The sequence below is a fragment of the Streptomyces sp. NPDC046557 genome (assembly GCF_040645975.1).
Lineage (GTDB): Bacteria > Actinomycetota > Actinomycetes > Streptomycetales > Streptomycetaceae > Streptomyces.
This window is the reverse complement of the sequence record NZ_JBEYZH010000016.1, coordinates 20873-37504: the sequence shown is the minus strand read 5'-3', so window position 1 is coordinate 37504 and position 16632 is coordinate 20873. Positions and strand designations below refer to the sequence as shown.

Below are 16632 nucleotides of genomic sequence, written 5' to 3'. Positions count from 1 at the left end.
CAGGATAGGGACGTGCACCTCGACGCCGGAACCCGCGCCCACCCCGTCGGAGCCGACCCCGTACGGGGCCGCCTCTCGGCCGCCGCGGCCGCGGCGGCCACCGTCGGCGCGGGGCTCGGGCTGCGGGCCGCTGCGACGGGCAGTGTGGCCAAGTACGGCGGGGACGCGCTGTACACCGTCCTGCTCCTGGCCCTCGTCGTCCTGGTCGCACCCCGGATGACGCCCTCACGGGCAGCCGGAACCGCGCTGGCGGTCAGCTGGGCCGTCGAATTCCTTCAGCTCGGCCCCGTCCCGGCGGCGCTCTCGGCGCACAGCACGGTCGCGCGCCTGGTCCTCGGCTCCACGTTCAACGCGCCCGATCTGTTCTGGTACACGGTCGGTGCGGGTGTCGGCTGGGGCATCCACACGTCGATCGGTACGCGCCGCCGCCGGACGTGACGCATCTCACCTCCGACCTCCTGTTGTGACCCCCGCCGGGGAACCGACCCGTCGCCCGCCCGCGCGGGGGCGGGCTCGGCGGACGAACGGGGCCGCTCCTCGGGCCGATCGGAGGAGGAAGGGGCGGGAAGCGATGACCTAGCCTGGATCGGCAGCGCGGCTACGCGAGACCGGGGCCGAGGGCAAAGGAAAGGCGCGTCCATGGGCAGCACCAGCAGTGCCGTACGTCGTCGGCGGGCGGCTTCCGCCGTGGCGGCGACCGTCCTCGGTCTCCTGACGACGGCGGTCTCACCGGCCGCCGCCGCCACCGATGGTTCCGCCGGCCACCGCCCGGCCGCCCACGACGTGGAGTCGGCCCGTAGCGCCGCCCGGATCCCGCTGGGGATCTCCCGGCTGGCCCAGGGCCCGGGCCATGACGTCGCCATCACCATCGACGACGGCCCCGACCCCCGCTGGACCCCACAGGTGCTCCAGGTGCTGCGGGAGAACCACGTGAAGGCCACCTTCTGCATGATCGGCACCCGGGCGCAGAAGTACCCGGCGCTGGTGCGCGCGGTCGCCGCGGACGGCCACCAGTTGTGCGACCACTCCGCCGACCACGACGTGACGATGGACCACAAACCAGTGGCCTATCAGCAGCAACAGATACTCGACGGCAAGGCCATGATCGAGGCGGCCGCCCCGGGCGTAGCCGTCACCTACTACCGGGCGCCGGGCGGTGCCTTCACCCCCGACAGCCGCGCGATCGCCGCCGCGAGCGGGATGCGTCCCCTGGGCTGGAGTGTGGACCCCAAGGACTGGAGCCGTCCGGGTCTGCCGGCCATCGTCGCCGCCGTGGAGGACAAGCTGCCGCCACAGCCGACCGTCCTCTTCCACGACGGGGGAGGCGACCGCAGCGAGACCGTGGCGGCGCTGAAGGAGTACCTGCCGTGGCTCACCGCGCGGGGCTACACCTTCACCTTCCCGGCCCGCACCGCCCCGTAGCACCTGCGCCGGACGAAACGCCGACGTGGCTCGCCCGGATCCCGCCTTCTGCGCAAGCTGCCGCAGGGCGACGGGGCGAGGTAAGCCGGTCACGGCCCGGTATGTGACGGGTCGGGTGCGCGGGTGGCACGTCCGCCGCGCGATGCTTGATGCGCGACGGGTCGATCAGCCGGGTTGCGGACAACGGCCCCTGATGCGCCTCGGCTTTCGGCTGTGAAGTGGGGAGTCGATCGTGCCGGCGATCTTTGTGATGCGTTCGGCGGAGTCGATGGACGGCACTTCGACGGCAGCGGTGAACGGCTTTGCGAGCCATGGGCCGCCGGGCCGCACGCCCTGAGGCCTGGTCCCGACCATATCGACCCGCCGAGCCTCTGTCTACAAACTTGTAGACGTAGCGGCAGCTATGCCATTGTGCCGCTCATGACGACAGCGCAACTCCGGCAGGGCGGCCCGTCCGTGCCCGTCCGGCAGACGATGAACAAGGTTCCCCAAGTCACCGCCCTGTTCTGGGTCATCAAGGTGCTGACCACCGGAATGGGCGAGACGGCGTCGGACTTCCTCGCCCACGTGATGGACCCGATGATCGCGGTCGCGCTCGGCGCGGTGGCCTTGGCCATATCCCTTGCCGCGCAGTTCCGGCTCAACCGGTACGTGGCCTGGGTCTATTGGACGACCGTCGTCATGGTCAGCGTCTTCGGCACGATGGCGGCCGACGTGCTGCACGTCGGCCTCGGCGTCCCGTACACCGAGGCCACGCCCGCCTTCATGCTCGTCCTCGCCGCGATCTTCGGGGCCTGGTACGCGACCGAGCGCACGCTCTCGGTGCACAGCATCAACACCCGGCGCCGGGAGGCGTTCTACTGGGCGACGGTGCTCGCCACCTTCGCGCTCGGCACCGCCGCCGGTGACCTCACGGCCACCAACTTCCACCTCGGCTACCTCGCCTCCGGCCTGGTCTTCACGGCGCTGATCGCCATCCCGGCCCTCGCCCACGCCCGGCTCGGCCTGGGCGCGGTGGCCGCCTTCTGGTCGGCGTACGTCCTGACCCGCCCCTTGGGTGCCTCCTTCGCCGACTGGATGGCCGTCTCGCACACCCGCGGCGGCCTGGACCTCGGCCTGGGACCGGTCACCGCCGGCTGGACCCTGGCCATCGTCGCCTTTGTCGCCTACTTCGCGACCACCCGCCGCGACATCGACGCCTGACCACACCGCCACCGGCCGCTTCGGTTGCGGTTCGAACGAAGTGAACTGCAAGTGGTGGCCCGGAAAGGGAAGGCCGCCTGGCTACGGTGGCGGGGGACGACAGCGGCTGCCGGGAAGGGCCTTGCCCTTGCCCGGATCGACGGGTCGGCCCCGAGGACCAACAGGAACTCGGGCCGCAGAAACGTACCCGGACGATGGCAGGGTCGTTGGACCGGTGTGAACGAAACCACCGACCTCGACGACCGTGAATGGGCCGCCGTCCAGGCCCTGCTGCCGCGCTGCGGCCCCTCCGGGCCGAACTACCGGAGCATGATCGACGGCATGCTGTGGCAGCAGACCACCGGCCGCCGCTGGCACGACCTGCCCACCCGATACGGTCCCTGGCACCGCTGTGCCGAACGGCTGCGGCTGTGGAACATCGACGGCACATGGCAGAAGATCCTCACCGCTCTGGCCACCAGCCGCCCGGTTCCGGGTGATGCCCAGAACACCCGTACGGCCATGGAGACCGTCGATGACTGGAACACCCCCTGGCTCACCTGAACCCTCGACCACGGGCGCTGACCGGGGGCTCACCGGGCATGCACCACCAACTCGCCACCCCGCCCCCGCCCCCGCCCCGGGGCGCACGCATCACTCCTGGGGCCGGGCCGGCAGATGGCCGGCTCGGGGAAACTGCTGGGGCGGTCGTACATCAGTTTCCTTCAGGGTGACATGGATGACGCGGCACTGGCGATCGGGTCCGTCACCGGAGCGAGAACTCATCGAACCGGCACCGAACCTGCCGGACGACTCGTACCGGCGCCTGCTCATCGATCACGCCTGCGCCGGCCCCGGGCTGCCCGCCGAGCTGGTGGCTGCCGCCCGCCGCATTCACACCGGCTGACGCTTCGCCCCGCGAAGTTGACGCCCCTGGGAAGCGTGTCGGCACAGTGCGTTTCCCCCGACTCTGCTGGGCCAACGGAGGGTACGGCACACCAACATCCGGCCCGGTCTTTGCACATGAGGCAATTCGCCCCCTATGTTCCCACGGAATCCTAGGCTGCCGCTTGTCCGACGACCGGAGGTCCCCATGCCTGGCCGAAAACTCCCTTTGTTGGCGGCGGCATTGCTGCTCTCCATCGGCCTCCCGGCAGCCGCCGCCGACACCCCTGCGGCCACCTGCTTCGGACGCCCGGCGACCATCACCGGAGCGGGCACGATCAATGGGACCGAGGGCGATGACGTCATCATCGGATCTGTGGGCGCCGACGTCATCAACGGGCGTGGCGGGAACGACCGGATCTGCGGTCTCGCGGGGACCGACACACTCGCGGGCGGATTGGGTGACGACCGGATCGAAGGCGGCGAGGGCGCCGACCTCATCCGCGGTGACTTGATCACCAGGGGAGCCCCCGCCGACGGCGAAGGCGACGACATCCTCTTCGGCGGCCCGGGCGACGACCGCATGGGCGGCGACAGCATGGCCTTCGGCGCCAGCGCGTCGGGAGGCGGGAACGACATCCTCTTCGGCGAGGAGGGTAACGACGCCATGATCGGCGACAGCCGCGGCGGCATCAACGCCTCGGGCGGCGGCACGGACGTCCTCGACGGAGGACCCGGCAACGACAGCATCACCGGCGATTCCTCCGCCGAGGGCACGGCCACCGGCCACGGCAAGGACGTACTCCTGGGCGGCCCCGGCACCGACACCCTCATCGGGGACAGCAACTCCGGGCACGCCGCGCACGGCAAGGGCGACGGCACTCACAAGGAACGCCCCGCCGGCCCCTCCCCCGCTTCCTCCACGCCCACCACACCCACCACGGTGACGCCCCATCAGCAGACGGCGCCGACGCCCGAGGCGGAGGGCGGCAACGACGTCCTCGACGGCGGTGACGACGCGCCGGACGCCTGCGACGGCACCGCGGGGATCGACGTCACCGTCCGGTGCGAGACCACGACGAACGTCCCGTAGCCGCGCAGCCGCCCAGCCGCGCATCGGCCCGGCCGGTCGTCGAGGCGAAAATCTGCGACCTCGCCCTGATCGTCGTCACCCACGGACACATCGACCACTTCGGCTCGGCCGCCGAGTTGCACCGCCTCACCGGCGCGCCGATCGCCGGCCACGTCGCCGACGTGGAGCCCTTCCGTAGCGGCAGGGCCCGCACGCGCCTCTGCCGACCGGCCCCGTGGGCCGCCTGATGAACCGGAACAGGAAGCCGCACGTCGCCACGATCCCTTCCGCCCGGAGATCCTGATCAGCGGTGACACCGATCTGACGGACTTGGGGCCCGCGGCCCGCAGCCACGGGGGCTCGTGATGCACACCTTCCGTAAGACCACCCATGTCCTCAGCGTCCACGCCCTCTTCGGCGCCGTGGCCGGCTGCTACATCTCGTCGCCGGCGCCCCGGGTCGCCACCGGGTCGAGGGAGTCGATGTCGTCGATGAACCGCAGCATCCGGGCGTTTACCAGGTCCGGGTGGTCGATCTGCGGTCCGTGGCCGGTGGCGGCGATGATCTCGGCGCGGGCCCCGGGGATCAGACGCGGTACGCGTTCCAGTTGGCGCTTCGGGTGTACGAGCAGGCTCCGCTTGCCCATGATGAGGTAGAACGGCGTCCGGATGGAGCCGAGTTCCCCGTCGGAAAGCGGTAGCGGGGCGGGACGGCGGATGCGGAACGCCCGTACTCCTGTCTGGATCATCGTGCGCAGCTCCGGCACGACCAGGACGGGCTGCTCCAGCCAGGCGGCGAGGCGCGGGCGCAGTGCCTTGGGGGCGAAGGTGGCGAAGAGGCTGGCGAAGATCCAGACGAAGAAGCGCAGGCCCACCTTCTCCAAGCCGCCGGGGTCGAGGGCGGTCACCGAGGCGAGCCGGCCGGGCCGCAGATGCGCCTGGTTGATGACCAGCCAACCTCCGTAGGACGAGCCGACGAGGTGGACCCGGTCGAGGCCGAGGGCGTCAAGTGCCTCGTCCATCCACTGGGCGGCGCGCTCGGGCTGCCACATGGGCTCGCGATGGACGCTGCGTCCGGGGTCCCCGGGGGTGTCGAGTGCGTAGACGGGGCGTTCGGCGCTGAGCGCGGGGGTGTTGGGGTACCACTGGGCGGAGCAACCGCCCGAGCCGTGTATCAGGACGATCGGCGTACGGGAACGGGCAGCCGGGTCCGCGGGGAGGTACCGGTAGACGTGTGTGGTGCCGAAGCTCGTTTCCACGTCCGTCTCCGAATCGGCGGCGGCGCCCAGCGCGTAGACGGCGTCGCAGGCAGCGAAGTAGCGCTCGCGCAGGGTGTCGTTGACGTAGCGGCCGACATCGCGACGCGCTCGGGTGCTGTTTACGGGCACGGGGCACCTCCAGGGGACGATCGTTCTTTGTGATACGACCGTACCATGATGTTGGTACGGCGGTACCATGAAGAGGGTCCGGTACGGCCGGCCCCGGAATTCACCACTGACGAGCGGAGGCACGGCACATGCCGAAGCGCGTGGACCACCAGGAACGGCGCACCCAGATCGCCGAGGCCCTGATCCAGGTCGCCGGACGGCGCGGACTGCACGCCGTCGGCATGCGCGACGTGGCCGCGGAGGCCGGAGTGTCACTCCGGCTGGTGCAGTACTACTTCCAGACCAAGGAGAAGCTGCTCTTCTACGGGCTCCAGCACCTCACCGACCGCTTCACCGCGCGCGTCGGCGCACGCCTTGCCGCCGCCGGCCCGAACCCGGGTCCGCGTGCCACGACCGAGGCGCTGCTGCTGGCTTCTCTGCCGACCGACGCGGAGAGCCGTACCTTCCATCTCCTGTACAGCTCTTACTCGATCCTGTCCGTGACCGACGAGGCGCTCGCAGCACAGCCGTTCATCGACAACCCCGACGCCGCCGAGAACGCGCTGACCGGCTTGCTCGAACAGGCCCGGGCGTCGGGCACGGCCAATCCGGGCATCGACGCGCGCACAGAGGCGATCAGTCTGCTCGCCATGACGGCGACCATGGGCACGAGCATCCTCGTGGGCCAGCGCACGCCGGAGTCGGCCGTCGCGGTACTCCGGCACCACCTCGACCGGATCTTCGACAACGACCGGACTTCGCCGCATACCTGACCCGGTCGCGATGACTCGGGAAGCCCGGTGGGGTCAGTGGGGTGGTGGAATGAGTGGAGTCAGTGGAGGCACAAGCAGAACGGGTGCCCGGCCGGGTCGGCGTAGACCCGCCAGTTGGCCTCGGCCCGGAGCTGATCCGTCCGCTCCAACACCGTCGCGCCGAGGGCGAGCGCCCGCTTCTCCTCCCCGTCGAGGTCGTCCACGTCGAAGTCCAGGTGGAGCTGCTGCGGGCGCCGCTGACCGGGCCATTCGGGCGGCCGGTAGCCGTCAACCCGCTGGCAGGCGAGCGGCGTTCCCTCGAACCCGTGCACTTCCACCCAGTCCGGATCGTCGGGGTCCTTAACCACTCGGCCGCCGAGCAGACCCGCGTAGAACTCCGCGAGCCGCATCGGATCGGCGCAGTCCAGCGCGACCGCCTGCAGCTTTCGAATCACTTCCGACTCCCTCGTTCCCTCGACCGCTCCCGCACCCTCCCGCACAAAGGGGTCGTACCCACCGCCGGAGCGGGCATGCACAGCGGTACGTCGCTCCGCCGTCCTACCCGATACCCGACTGGCCCAGGCCGCCGACGCGTCCGGCGGCTGCTCGGGCCGGCGCGTCCGGAACGCCCAGGGGCCCCTGGGGACCCTGGGGCAGGTAACGGGAGTGGAGTGGTGCGGGTCAGTCCCGCTCCGCGCCGAACAGGGCGTTGCTGATCAGGCGGGTGGCGTAAGCGCGGTCGTCGGTGAGCCGGTTGATGTGTTCCGCGAGGAGGAAGGCGGTGGCCTCCAGGGGGTTCATTTCCTCCTCGGTCCAGTCTCCGTACTGCGTGCGCCACAGACTGGGACTCAGGCCGGTGCCTGCCGCGATGACGATGCCGGCCATGGTGGGGATGGTCTCGGGTCGAACGCTCCTGGGCATCGTGCGCATCGTTGCACGAGGTGGGGCACCACGTACTCGATGACGTCCTTGTCGTGGGCCTCGTGCGCCTTCCTCAGCCACGTCATGAACATGAAAATGAGCGTGCAGGCACCGTCCACGAGGTCGCGGGCTCCCTCGGGTCCCAAGGACGCGGTGAACTGGTCGATCAAAACCTGCTGTTGAGGATCGGTCGCGGTCTTGCCGTCGTAGACGGCTTTGAGCCGGGAGTCGATGGCCATGAGTGCCGCACCCACATCACCGGCGGGAGCGTATTGGGGGTCATACGACGATGACACGGATCCTCCTGATGTGGACCACCGGCAGGCGGCACGGCATGCCCGTACGGTAGACGGCCGGGCGGACGAGGTCCGCCACATCGGGAGGAAAACCCCTCGGACGGGCGGCAGTTGAGGCCACGAGCCACATCGGGTTGTCAGTGGGCTCCGTGTCCGCGGCTGAGCAAGGGGCCCAGGAGGGGCCGTCAGTGGTGGCCGAGCACGTTGACCACCCGTCCGCTGGGGTCGCGGACGAAGAACCGGCGCACGCCCCACTCCTCGTCCTGCAAGGGGTGGATGATTTCCGCGCCGCTCTCCCTCATGACCGCGTAGGCCGCGTCCACGTCGTCCACCTCGACGCTCATGTCAGGGGTGACAGGGGCGGTCTTGTCGTTGGTCATCACGCTGATCTGCGCCGCCGGGCTGGACGGGGAGGCGAGAGTCATGATCCAGCCGTGGTTCATGACCTCCTCGAAGCCCAACAGACCATAGAACTCCCTGCTCTCCTGCGCGGCCGCCGACTGGATGTTGGGCACGACACGGCGAACGGCCATCGACGACTCCAAGTCCGAATGAGCGTGTTCCTACGTCTTTCCAGGAGTACTACAGCACGTCACCGCCGCACGTACTCGCTCTGCCGGGTCTCGGTAGCAGCCCACAACCAGTGGGCGAACGAAGGTTCAGGTCCTCATCGCGGGGACGCCTCCGGTCCACGCCGCCGGGGCGGATCGTGGAGACCACGAGGTCGAGGAACCTGGTCACCGGATACCTCAGCGAGCCGACACGGCCCGCGTGCGTGCGTGCCGGTGACGGTGAAGCCCTGGTTCGCCACGGCCGCGCGGCCCTTAATCGACCTGTCGGCCCGTCGGCCGGCGACATGCGGGTGAGGGGGACGCTTTTCACCCGCTCGGCGCACGCGAAAGCCGTCGGCTGCCGCGAATGGCCCAGTATCGGGACATCGGACGGCCCACTCCTCAGCTGTGATGACTAACGTCGCTGCCAGACCGATCGGTCAACGAAGCTTGGGGAGGCGTCATGTCCCATCGAGGCCGCTGGCTCGCGGGCGCCTGCTCGGCGACGGTCGCTGTCGCTCTGCTCGTCACCGGAGGCGCGCTCGCCACGCCGCCCCAGAAAGGTTTCGGCAGAGACGTCGAGGACGAGGTCGCAGTGGGCGCGTACCTCCACTACGGCTCGCCCGGTGTCGAAAGGATGGAGGACCTCTCGCGCTGGCTCGGGGGCACCGAGCTGCGCGCCGGGCACACCTACCTGCCCGGTGACACTTGGGCGAACATCGAGGGGGCACCCGAGTCCTTGCGCATTTGGGCGGGTTGGCGCAACGAGAGGCCCGATCGGCTGTTCGTCCTGAACGTGCCCATGCTGGAGCACAACGAGGCGGGTGTCCCCGACGGCCGGGTCGCCGAGCTGCTCCGCTCCGGCGCGCGAGGCACGTACGACCAACACTTCCGGCGGCTGGCCGAGCGTCTGGTCGGTCTCGGCGTGCCGGACACGGTGATCGTGCTGGGCTGGGAGATGAACGGCTTCAACTACACCCACCGCTGCCGGCCCGACCCCGAGAACTGGAAGAAGTACTGGCGGCGCATCGTGGCGGCGATGCGCTCGGTTGGGGGCCACCAATTCCGTTTCGACTTCGCCCCAAACCGCGGCGGTGACGCGATCGCCTGGACCAGGTGCTACCCCGGCGACGACGTGGTCGATGTCATCGGTATGGACACCTACGACCAACCCCCCGGCCGTTCCTTCGAGGATCAGGTCAAACAGCCCTACGGGCTCCAGCAGCAGGTGGACTTCGCCGAGGCGCACGGCAAGCCGATCTCGTACCCCGAATGGGGGCTGTTCCGCAACGGTGACAACCCTGACTACATGGGGAACATGCTGGCATGGATCGCCGAACACAAGCCGCTCTACCACAGCATCACCGACTACTGCCCGCACGGCGTGTGGCAATGCAGCCGGAACCCGCGCTCCGCTGAAGTCTTCCGGGAGTTCCTCTCCTCCGAACAGGGTCACGACCCTCGTGAGGCGGGCCGTGGCAAGGTCCGGCCGGGGCACTGATCAGATCAGGTCAGTACGACGAGATGGTCACCGCCACGGGGCGGGCCCCACTGCACCGCTACGTCCACGTCCCCGGCGGCCCGCACACCGACGGGCCGGTCGGGACCCGAGGAGGCTACGACAACGGATGGATGTCGGTGTCGTCTTCGGAGTCGGTGCCGTGGCCGACGGAGACGACGATCTCGCCGCGGGTGTGCCCCGACTCGCCGGCGGCATGGGCTTCGGCGACGCGCTCCAGGGGGTAGGTGCGGGCGAGGGAGACCCGCAGCAGGTCCTGGTCAACGATGGTGTCGAGGGTGGCCAGGTCCTCACCGGACGGGGTGAAGGACAGCTCGACCAGCCCAAGACCGAGCGCGTCGGCGCGTGCGCGCAGGGCGGTGCGGTCCGGGCCGGTACCGCACACGTCGGACCACGCCTCCCGCGTCCACGCCGCCCGTGCCGCATTCGACGCACGACCCGAGGAGCCCGGTTCCCTCTAGCGCACTGCCAAGGGCACCGCGGACCGGGTCGGGCCAACACGCCGGGTCACGCCCCGAGTTGGGCCACCATCGTAGAGAGCCGTGAGGCGAGTGCGACGACGTCGTCTTCGGTCGCGGGGCCGGCGCCGGCCAGATGGGCGACGTCCCGGCCGGAGGCGACTTCCAGTGCGCCGGCGGAACGCCGAGCCGCCGGCCCTGTGGACGGGACGACCTCGGCGTGCCCCTCGATCAAGACCAGCGTCCAATCATCCGGCGCGGAGAGGAGCGCCCGCACCTGGTCCGGCGTGACCTCGGTGCTGCGCGCCCCGCTCTCGGCCTCGGGCATCTGCTCGTTCATCCTGTCCTCCTGTCCTCCTGACTGCCGGACTTCGCCCGGAGCGCCTGCCCGGGCCGTCCGCCACGAAACGACCCTCAAACGGTCCCGGTCATCGCCAAGCGGAGCCGGGGCGCGCCTGTCGTCCCCACACCGCGCCCTGCCGCCCGGGCGGAGGGGTCGTCGTACCCCGGCGCAGCGGCCAGGCGAGCAGCATTCCGGTCAGGAAGCCGATGAGATGGGCGACGTACGCCACGGTGCCGGCTTCGGAGACGCCCGAGCCGTACGAGTAGAGCGCCTGCAGGCCGAACCACATGCCCAGGACGACCCAGGCGGGCAGCCGCAACGGCAGGAAGACGAGGAACGGCACCAGCACCCACACCCTGACTCGGGGGAAGAGCACCAGATACGCGCCGAGGACGCCCGAGATCGCGCCCGACGCGCCGATCAGCGGAGCGGACGAGTCGGCGTTGAAGAGCGCGAACCCGTAGGTGGCGGCGTAACCGCAGATCCCGTAGAAGAGCAGGTACCGCGCACGGCCCATCCGGTCCTCGATGTTGTCGCCGAAGATCCACAGGAAGAGCATGTTGCCGAGGAGGTGCAGCCAACTGCCGTGTAGGAACATGGCGGTCAGGACCGACAACGGTGGCGATTTGTCGTAGGAGGGCGGGCCGGCAAGACACCCGGCCTCGAAGGGCCCCACGCTCGCCTGCCCCGTCGGCACCAGACGCGGCAGCCGGTCGTGGACCAGTTCGATCGGAACGGCGGCCCACCGCTCCAGGAAGGCATCCAGGCGGCACGACTGGACCAGCCCGCTGTCGCCCGTCACCGAGTCGACGACCCCGGGCGTACGCAGGAAGACGAGCACGTTGACAGCGATCAGCGCGTACGTCACCCAGGGGACGCGCCGGGTCGGATTCGCATCATGAACGGGAATGACCACACCGGACCCCTGCCCGGCCGTGGCCCGTATCGAACGCATCCGGCGGCGACGTCCGTCAGGCGCCGCACGGAACCGGTAGCGCCGACGAGCGACGCCCACCGACACGTCGGCCGCCGTGGCCCTGATCGGCCCGAGCAGAGTCAGCCGACACACCCACGCGTGCCGTGAAAGGGACCACGCGCGGACGAACTGCTTATGCTGTCGCCTCGTCCTGCGTTCGCCGTGGGGGCGAAGCTGCGTTGCGGGCGGGCCGATGCCGTCCGACGACCCGGAGGTCCCGGCTGTGACTCCTGACGCGCGCGTCACCGTGGTCGTCATCACCCACAACCGCCGCGTGCAACTCCTGCACACGCTCGACCGGCTGGCCGCGCTTCCCGAGGAACCACCGGTGATCGTCGTCGACAACGCGTCGACCGACGGCACCCCCGACGCCGTGGCCGAGCACCACCCTCGGGCCACCGTCCTCACCCCCGGCCGCAACCTCGGCGCGCCGGGCCGCACGCTGGGCGTTCGCCGCGCCACCACTCCCTACGTGGCGTTCAGCGACGACGACTCCTGGTGGGAACCGGGGTCGCTCGCACGTGCCGCGGACGTCTTGGACCGGCACGATCGGCTCGGGCTGCTCGCGGCGGGCGTCCACGTCGGCCCGCTAGGTGAAGCCGATCCTCTGAACGGCAGGCTCGCCACCTCTCCCCTCGGTCTCGCAGGCGACCTGCCCGGGCCGCAGGTGCTCGGCTTCCTGGCCTGCGCCGCCGTCGCGCGCCGCGACGCCTACCTCGAAGCGGGCGGGTACCACCCGATCCTTTTCCTGGGCGGGGAGGAAACCCTGCTCGCCTACGACTTGGCCGCACACGGTTGGGGCGTCTGCCACTGCCCCGACGTCGTCGCCGTCCACTGCCCGACCGGTGGCGTACGGCCGGGGCGCCCCGCCGTTCAGCGCCGCAACGCCGCGCTGACGGCCTGGATGCGCCGGCCGCTACCGGTCGCTGTGCGACATACGCGCGAACTCGTCATGGAGGCCCGGCGGAATCCCGAGGCCCGCACCGCGCTGCGCGAGATGTTCAAACGACTCCCGGCCGCACTGAGCGAGCGGCGACCGCTCCCGGCCGCCGTGGAAGCCGCCGCCCGACGCCTGGACCGGGAGGAATTCCCGGTGTGACGGATCAGGGCGTTCGGTGGGCGGCCACGACGGTTGTGGTGCCTCCGGGTGGGCAGAGCACGAGGCGCTCGGCCAGTCCCTCCCGGTGCGCGGCGTCCAGGAAGGCGGACAGGGGCGACTTCATGACGGTGTATTCCTCGTAGTGCACCGGCATGTACCGGGCGGCGGCAACTCGGCGGGCGAGTTCGACCCCCTGGTCGGCGTCCATGGTGACGAGCAAGCCCCCGGGCAGTGTGGTTCCGCCGAGATGGAGGACCGCCAGGTCGATGCCCGGGAACCGGCGGGATATCTCGCTCAGCCCTTCGAAGACCAGCGTGTCACCGGTCAGGTACAGGTTGATGCTCCCGGGCAGGCCCACCCGTCCGAACCGCAGCAAAGCACCCATGACGGGCGGCAGGAGGCGTCGCAGCACGGGATTGCCTGCGTGCCGGGCCGGCAGGGCGGTGACCCGGACCTGGACGTCGCCTGTGCGCAAGGCCTCTTCCTGCCAGGTCGGAAGACCGTGCGCTTCGCGGAAGCCGTGCCACGTGTGCAGTCGCCGGGCCGCGTGCGGTGTGGTGAAGATCGGCAGGTGACGGTCCAGGCCGCCCCGGGCGACCCGGTCGAAATGGTCCCCGTGCAGGTGCGAAAGGATGATGGCGTCCAGCCGGGGCAACGCGTCGACCCCGCGCGAAGGCTCGCGCAGACGCCGGCTCACCAGTCCGTTGCCCAGGTAGGCGTACTGACCTTTGTGCAGGAAGTTCGGGTCGGTCAGCAACGTCATTTCGCCGTACCTCAGCAGGAGGGTGGCATTGCCGATGAAGTCGATTACCAGCCTGTCTGCGCCTGACGGGTCCATACCGACCTCCTCGCCGGGTGTTTCCCTGTCGTCGCCCACCCGTGATGGCCCCTACCCGACCCCTCTCGACGCACGCGCGAATGCATAGGGGCGCGTCGCCGGGTAGGCGCCTGGTGAGTTCACCGTGAGGTCCGGGTGATACAGCCCGTGTCGTTATGAGGAGGCCGTCATGACGGTGCACAGTCATCACACCATCGCGCGGGCGAGTGGCCGCGAGACCCTGAGCAAAGGCTGGCACGATGACATTCTCGGCCTGCTGATGCTGCTCGCGGCTCTTGTGCTGTGCCTGGCTCCGATGGCCCAGCAGGACGGCCCCAAGGACGCACAGGTCAACGAGGTCGTCGTCGGCACGATCGTCCTGTTCGCGGCAGCCGCCCGCCTTTACCACGGGGCGGGCGTACGGTCCGATGTGCTCATCGGGCTGTGCGGTGCCTGGCTTGTGGCTTCTCCGTTCGTCTTGGGACTGCAGAAGACGGCGGTGGGTGAGAGCAATCGGGTGTATGACGTGGTCATCGGCGGTGTGCTGGTCCTGCTCGCGCTCGTGGGGCTGGCGCTGCTCCGCGCCGCCGGGCACGCGGAGCGTGCCGGCGGGGGCGACCAGGTGGCCCTGCGCGCGGGATCCGGACCTGACCGGACATCGCCCCCGCCGCTCTGACGGGGCAGGTCCGGATCACGGCACGGCAGGGGTCTCACGCCGCGGTGAGGAGGGCCACCACGGTCGCGAGAAAGGCGAAGGCCGCGATGGTGAGGCCGACCAAGCGGCGGCGAAGGACCGCGTAGCGGAGACTGTATTCCGCTTTGAGTTCTTCGGCTCGGGTCACGACCGCTGTCAGTATCTGCCGCTTGAGCCGCAGGTGGTGTTGGGCGAAACGCTCGGCGATCACGTGTTGTTCGTCGGGGCCCAGCCAGGAAAGGGCCTGGGCGAAGCTCTCGCCCGCCTCGTCGGCCTCGTGTAGGGCGGCCTGGCTCATGAGGTACCCCTCGAGCCGGGCCAGGCCGGCCTCCACCTCGGATGAATGCTGCTCGCTCATCGCCGTCCGTGCCGGTCAGCGGGGCTGGTCCGGGCCCGGGCCGGAGCCGGGCAGGGACCCGCGGGGGGCGGCGGCGTTGTCCTGGTCGATGACGTCGCGCTTTCCGTGATCGCCCGCGTGGTCGAACGCGGCGACTTCCGGGTAGTGCAGGTCGAAGGCGGGGGATTCGGAGCGGACCCGCGGGAGGGTGACGAAGTTGTGGCGCGGCGGGGGGCAGGAGGTGGCCCATTCCAGGGAGCGGCCGTATCCCCAGGGGTCGTCGACGGTGACGCGCGGCGCGTATTTGGCGGTCTTCCAGACGTTGTAGAAGAAGGGCAGGGTCGAGCCGCCGAGCAGGAAGGCTCCGATGGAGGAGACGGTGTTCAAGGCGGTGAAGCCGTCGGCGGCGAGGTAGTCGGCGTAGCGGCGCGGCATGCCTTCGGCGCCCAGCCAGTGCTGGACCAGGAAGGTGAGGTGGAAACCGATGAAGAGGGTCCAGAAGTGGATCTTGCCGAGCCGCTCGTCGAGCATGGTGCCGGTCATCTTCGGCCACCAGAAGTAGAAGCCGGCGAACGTCGCGAACACGACGGTCCCGAAGACCACGTAGTGGAAGTGGGCGACGACGAAGTACGAGTCGGTGACGTGGAAGTCCATCGGCGGGGAGGCCAGGATGATGCCGGTCAGGCCGCCGAACAGGAACGTCACCAGGAACCCGACGGACCACAGCATCGGCGTCTCGAAGGAGAGCGAGCCCTTCCACATGGTGCCGATCCAGTTGAAGAACTTCACCCCGGTCGGCACCGCGATCAGGAACGTCATGAAGGAGAAGAAGGGCAGCAGGACCGCCTGCGTGGCGAACATGTGGTGCGCCCACACCGTCACCGACAGGCCCGCGATCGCGATGGTGGCGCCGATCAGGCCGAGGTAGCCGAACACCGGCTTGCGCGAGAAGACCGGGAGGATCTCGGTGATGATCCCGAAGAACGGCAGCGCGATGATGTAGACCTCCGGATGTCCGAAGAACCAGAAGAGGTGCTGCCACAGGATCGGCCCGCCGTTGGACGGGTCGAAGACGTGCGCGCCGAACTTGCGGTCCGCCTCCAGCACCAGCAGGGCCGCCGCCAGGACCGGGAACGCGAACAGCACCAGCACCGAGGTCAGCAGGATGTTCCAGGTGAAGATCGGCATCCGGAACATCGTCATCCCGGGCGAGCGCATGCAGATGATCGTGGTGACGAAGTTGACCGCGCCCAGGATCGTCCCGAAGCCGGACATCGCCAACCCCATGATCCACATGTCGCCGCCGATGTACGGGGTCCGCGTCACGCTGCTGAGCGGGGTGTAGGCCGTCCACCCGAAATCGGCCGTGCCCTGAGGGGTCAGCAGACTCGCCACGACGATGACGCCGCCGAAGAAGAACAACCAGAACGACAACATGTTCAACCGGGGGAACGCCACGTCCGGCGCACCGATCTGCAGCGGCATGATCGCGTTGGCGAACCCGGCGAACGTCGGCGTCGCGAAGAACAGCAGCATGATCGTGCCGTGCAGCGTGAAGATCTGGTTGTACTGCTCGTTCGAGACGAACTGCAACCCCGGCCGGGCCAACTCCGCCCGCAGCAGCAGGGCCAGCACGCCACCGATCACGAAGAAGACGAACGAGGCGATCAGGTACAAGTGCCCGATCTTCTTGTGGTCCGTCGTCGACAACCACGAGACGAGCACTCTGCCCCACGAGCGCCCCCGTACGGGAATCGGCGTGACAGGCTCGATCGACGTCACCATGAAGGGTCCTTTACGGAAGACAAGTGCACGGACGCTCCGGTACCCGCGGTACCGGTTTTTTACGCACCGCTCACCTTTGTACTACGGAGAGTCACACGGCGCGGTCCGCGCAACGCCTCGCGTCAGGGTGATCGAGCATCCGACGCGCTGACGGTGC

20 protein-coding genes and 1 pseudogene are annotated in these 16632 nt (G+C 69.6%); 11 read left to right on the top strand and 10 right to left on the bottom strand.

The window, feature by feature from the left end; genetic code table 11:
- The first annotated feature begins 12 nt into the window (after positions 1–12).
- The 7 genes from ABZ934_RS23725 (at position 13) to ABZ934_RS23695 (ending at position 4809) form a co-directional block, all read left to right on the top strand.
- On the top strand, positions 13–438 hold the full coding sequence (locus ABZ934_RS23725; RefSeq protein WP_361316609.1) for a DUF2809 domain-containing protein: 426 nt from the start codon (positions 13–15) through the stop codon (positions 436–438).
- A gap of 201 nt (positions 439–639) precedes the next feature.
- A complete protein-coding gene (locus ABZ934_RS23720; RefSeq protein WP_361316607.1) occupies positions 640–1422 on the top strand; it encodes a polysaccharide deacetylase family protein in 783 nt (260 codons plus the stop codon).
- Positions 1423–1842: 420 nt separating this feature from the next.
- Positions 1843–2625, top strand: a complete 783-nt coding sequence (locus ABZ934_RS23715) for a hypothetical protein (RefSeq protein WP_361316605.1) — start codon at positions 1843–1845, stop codon at positions 2623–2625.
- Positions 2626–2841: 216 nt separating this feature from the next.
- Entirely contained in the window at positions 2842–3168 is a 327-nt protein-coding gene (locus ABZ934_RS23710) for a transposase (RefSeq protein ID WP_361316603.1), read from the top strand.
- A gap of 175 nt (positions 3169–3343) precedes the next feature.
- Positions 3344–3511, top strand: a complete 168-nt coding sequence (locus ABZ934_RS23705; protein ID WP_361316600.1) for a hypothetical protein — start codon at positions 3344–3346, stop codon at positions 3509–3511.
- A gap of 210 nt (positions 3512–3721) precedes the next feature.
- The gene (locus tag ABZ934_RS23700; protein ID WP_361316598.1) at positions 3722–4582 is read left to right on the top strand and encodes a calcium-binding protein; all 861 of its coding nucleotides are present in this window, start codon (positions 3722–3724) and stop codon (positions 4580–4582) included.
- Entirely contained in the window at positions 4555–4809 is a 255-nt protein-coding gene (locus ABZ934_RS23695) for an MBL fold metallo-hydrolase (protein WP_361316595.1), read from the top strand. The genes ABZ934_RS23700 and ABZ934_RS23695 overlap by 28 nt, the downstream gene beginning before the upstream one ends.
- 185 nt (positions 4810–4994) lie before the next feature.
- Here the strand turns inward: ABZ934_RS23695 and ABZ934_RS23690 are convergent, their stop codons facing one another.
- Positions 4995–5948, bottom strand: a complete 954-nt coding sequence (locus ABZ934_RS23690) for an alpha/beta fold hydrolase (RefSeq protein ID WP_361316592.1) — start codon at positions 5946–5948, stop codon at positions 4995–4997.
- Between the two features lie 128 nt (positions 5949–6076).
- On the opposite strand from ABZ934_RS23690, the gene ABZ934_RS23685 reads away from it, so the two are divergent.
- Positions 6077–6700: a TetR/AcrR family transcriptional regulator gene (locus ABZ934_RS23685; RefSeq protein ID WP_361316589.1), complete on the top strand. Its 624-nt coding sequence runs from the start codon at positions 6077–6079 to the stop codon at positions 6698–6700.
- A 59-nt stretch (positions 6701–6759) separates the two neighbouring features.
- Here the strand turns inward: ABZ934_RS23685 and ABZ934_RS23680 are convergent, their stop codons facing one another.
- From ABZ934_RS23680 to ABZ934_RS23670, 3 genes and pseudogenes are all read right to left on the bottom strand, one after another.
- The gene (locus ABZ934_RS23680; protein ID WP_361316586.1) at positions 6760–7134 is read right to left on the bottom strand and encodes a VOC family protein; all 375 of its coding nucleotides are present in this window, start codon (positions 7132–7134) and stop codon (positions 6760–6762) included.
- 226 nt (positions 7135–7360) lie between these two features.
- A pseudogene (locus ABZ934_RS23675) lies at positions 7361–7896 on the bottom strand (hypothetical protein).
- 185 nt (positions 7897–8081) lie between these two features.
- Positions 8082–8429 carry a VOC family protein gene (locus tag ABZ934_RS23670; protein WP_361316583.1) on the bottom strand — a complete coding sequence of 116 codons (348 nt, stop codon included), beginning with the start codon at positions 8427–8429 and terminating at the stop codon, positions 8082–8084.
- Between the two features lie 481 nt (positions 8430–8910).
- Between ABZ934_RS23670 and ABZ934_RS23665 the strand changes: the two genes are divergently transcribed.
- On the top strand, positions 8911–9948 hold the full coding sequence (locus tag ABZ934_RS23665; protein ID WP_361316581.1) for a glycosyl hydrolase: 1038 nt from the start codon (positions 8911–8913) through the stop codon (positions 9946–9948).
- Positions 9949–10063: 115 nt separating this feature from the next.
- On the opposite strand, the gene ABZ934_RS23660 is transcribed toward ABZ934_RS23665, so the two are convergent.
- The 3 genes from ABZ934_RS23660 to ABZ934_RS23650 all read right to left on the bottom strand — a co-directional run bounded on the left by ABZ934_RS23660 (position 10064) and on the right by ABZ934_RS23650 (position 11683).
- Positions 10064–10351: a zinc-binding dehydrogenase gene (locus tag ABZ934_RS23660; protein WP_361316578.1), complete on the bottom strand. Its 288-nt coding sequence runs from the start codon at positions 10349–10351 to the stop codon at positions 10064–10066.
- A 122-nt stretch (positions 10352–10473) separates the two neighbouring features.
- Positions 10474–10764 (bottom strand): hypothetical protein, encoded by a 291-nt coding sequence (locus ABZ934_RS23655; protein WP_361316576.1) that lies wholly within the window; start codon positions 10762–10764, stop codon positions 10474–10476.
- Between the two features lie 88 nt (positions 10765–10852).
- On the bottom strand, positions 10853–11683 hold the full coding sequence (locus ABZ934_RS23650) for a rhomboid family intramembrane serine protease (RefSeq protein WP_361316573.1): 831 nt from the start codon (positions 11681–11683) through the stop codon (positions 10853–10855).
- 283 nt (positions 11684–11966) lie between these two features.
- Here ABZ934_RS23650 and ABZ934_RS23645 point away from each other — a divergent pair, with 283 nt between their 5' ends.
- Complete coding sequence (locus ABZ934_RS23645; protein ID WP_361316570.1) at positions 11967–12842, top strand: glycosyltransferase; 876 nt, start codon at positions 11967–11969, stop codon at positions 12840–12842.
- 4 nt (positions 12843–12846) lie between these two features.
- Here ABZ934_RS23645 and ABZ934_RS23640 read toward each other — a convergent pair whose 3' ends face one another.
- A complete protein-coding gene (locus ABZ934_RS23640) occupies positions 12847–13680 on the bottom strand; it encodes an MBL fold metallo-hydrolase (RefSeq protein ID WP_361316567.1) in 834 nt (277 codons plus the stop codon).
- A gap of 169 nt (positions 13681–13849) precedes the next feature.
- On the opposite strand from ABZ934_RS23640, the gene ABZ934_RS23635 reads away from it, so the two are divergent.
- Positions 13850–14335 carry a hypothetical protein gene (locus tag ABZ934_RS23635; RefSeq protein WP_361316564.1) on the top strand — a complete coding sequence of 162 codons (486 nt, stop codon included), beginning with the start codon at positions 13850–13852 and terminating at the stop codon, positions 14333–14335.
- Between the two features lie 34 nt (positions 14336–14369).
- On the opposite strand, the gene ABZ934_RS23630 is transcribed toward ABZ934_RS23635, so the two are convergent.
- Together ABZ934_RS23630 and ctaD are read right to left on the bottom strand one after the other, a co-directional pair.
- Positions 14370–14711: a hypothetical protein gene (locus tag ABZ934_RS23630; protein WP_361316562.1), complete on the bottom strand. Its 342-nt coding sequence runs from the start codon at positions 14709–14711 to the stop codon at positions 14370–14372.
- A gap of 15 nt (positions 14712–14726) precedes the next feature.
- Entirely contained in the window at positions 14727–16475 is a 1749-nt protein-coding gene (ctaD, locus tag ABZ934_RS23625) for a cytochrome c oxidase subunit I (protein ID WP_361316559.1), read from the bottom strand.
- Positions 16476–16632: the final 157 nt, after the last annotated feature.

Bases quoted from the DNA above. Each gene is read 5' to 3' on its own strand.
- ABZ934_RS23720 (WP_361316607.1), top strand. From the start codon at position 640: ATGGGCAGCACCAGCAGTGCCGTACGTCGTCGGCGGGCGGCTTCCGCC.
- ABZ934_RS23665 (WP_361316581.1), top strand. From the start codon at position 8,911: ATGTCCCATCGAGGCCGCTGGCTCGCGGGCGCCTGCTCGGCGACGGTC.
- ctaD (WP_361316559.1), bottom strand. From the start codon at position 16,475: ATGGTGACGTCGATCGAGCCTGTCACGCCGATTCCCGTACGGGGGCGC.
- ABZ934_RS23715 (WP_361316605.1), top strand. From the start codon at position 1,843: ATGACGACAGCGCAACTCCGGCAGGGCGGCCCGTCCGTGCCCGTCCGG.
- ABZ934_RS23685 (WP_361316589.1), top strand. From the start codon at position 6,077: ATGCCGAAGCGCGTGGACCACCAGGAACGGCGCACCCAGATCGCCGAG.
- ABZ934_RS23670 (WP_361316583.1), bottom strand. From the start codon at position 8,429: ATGGCCGTTCGCCGTGTCGTGCCCAACATCCAGTCGGCGGCCGCGCAG.
- ABZ934_RS23705 (WP_361316600.1), top strand. From the start codon at position 3,344: ATGACGCGGCACTGGCGATCGGGTCCGTCACCGGAGCGAGAACTCATC.
- ABZ934_RS23640 (WP_361316567.1), bottom strand. From the start codon at position 13,680: ATGGACCCGTCAGGCGCAGACAGGCTGGTAATCGACTTCATCGGCAAT.
- ABZ934_RS23630 (WP_361316562.1), bottom strand. From the start codon at position 14,711: ATGAGCGAGCAGCATTCATCCGAGGTGGAGGCCGGCCTGGCCCGGCTC.
- ABZ934_RS23655 (WP_361316576.1), bottom strand. From the start codon at position 10,764: ATGAACGAGCAGATGCCCGAGGCCGAGAGCGGGGCGCGCAGCACCGAG.
- ABZ934_RS23635 (WP_361316564.1), top strand. From the start codon at position 13,850: ATGACGGTGCACAGTCATCACACCATCGCGCGGGCGAGTGGCCGCGAG.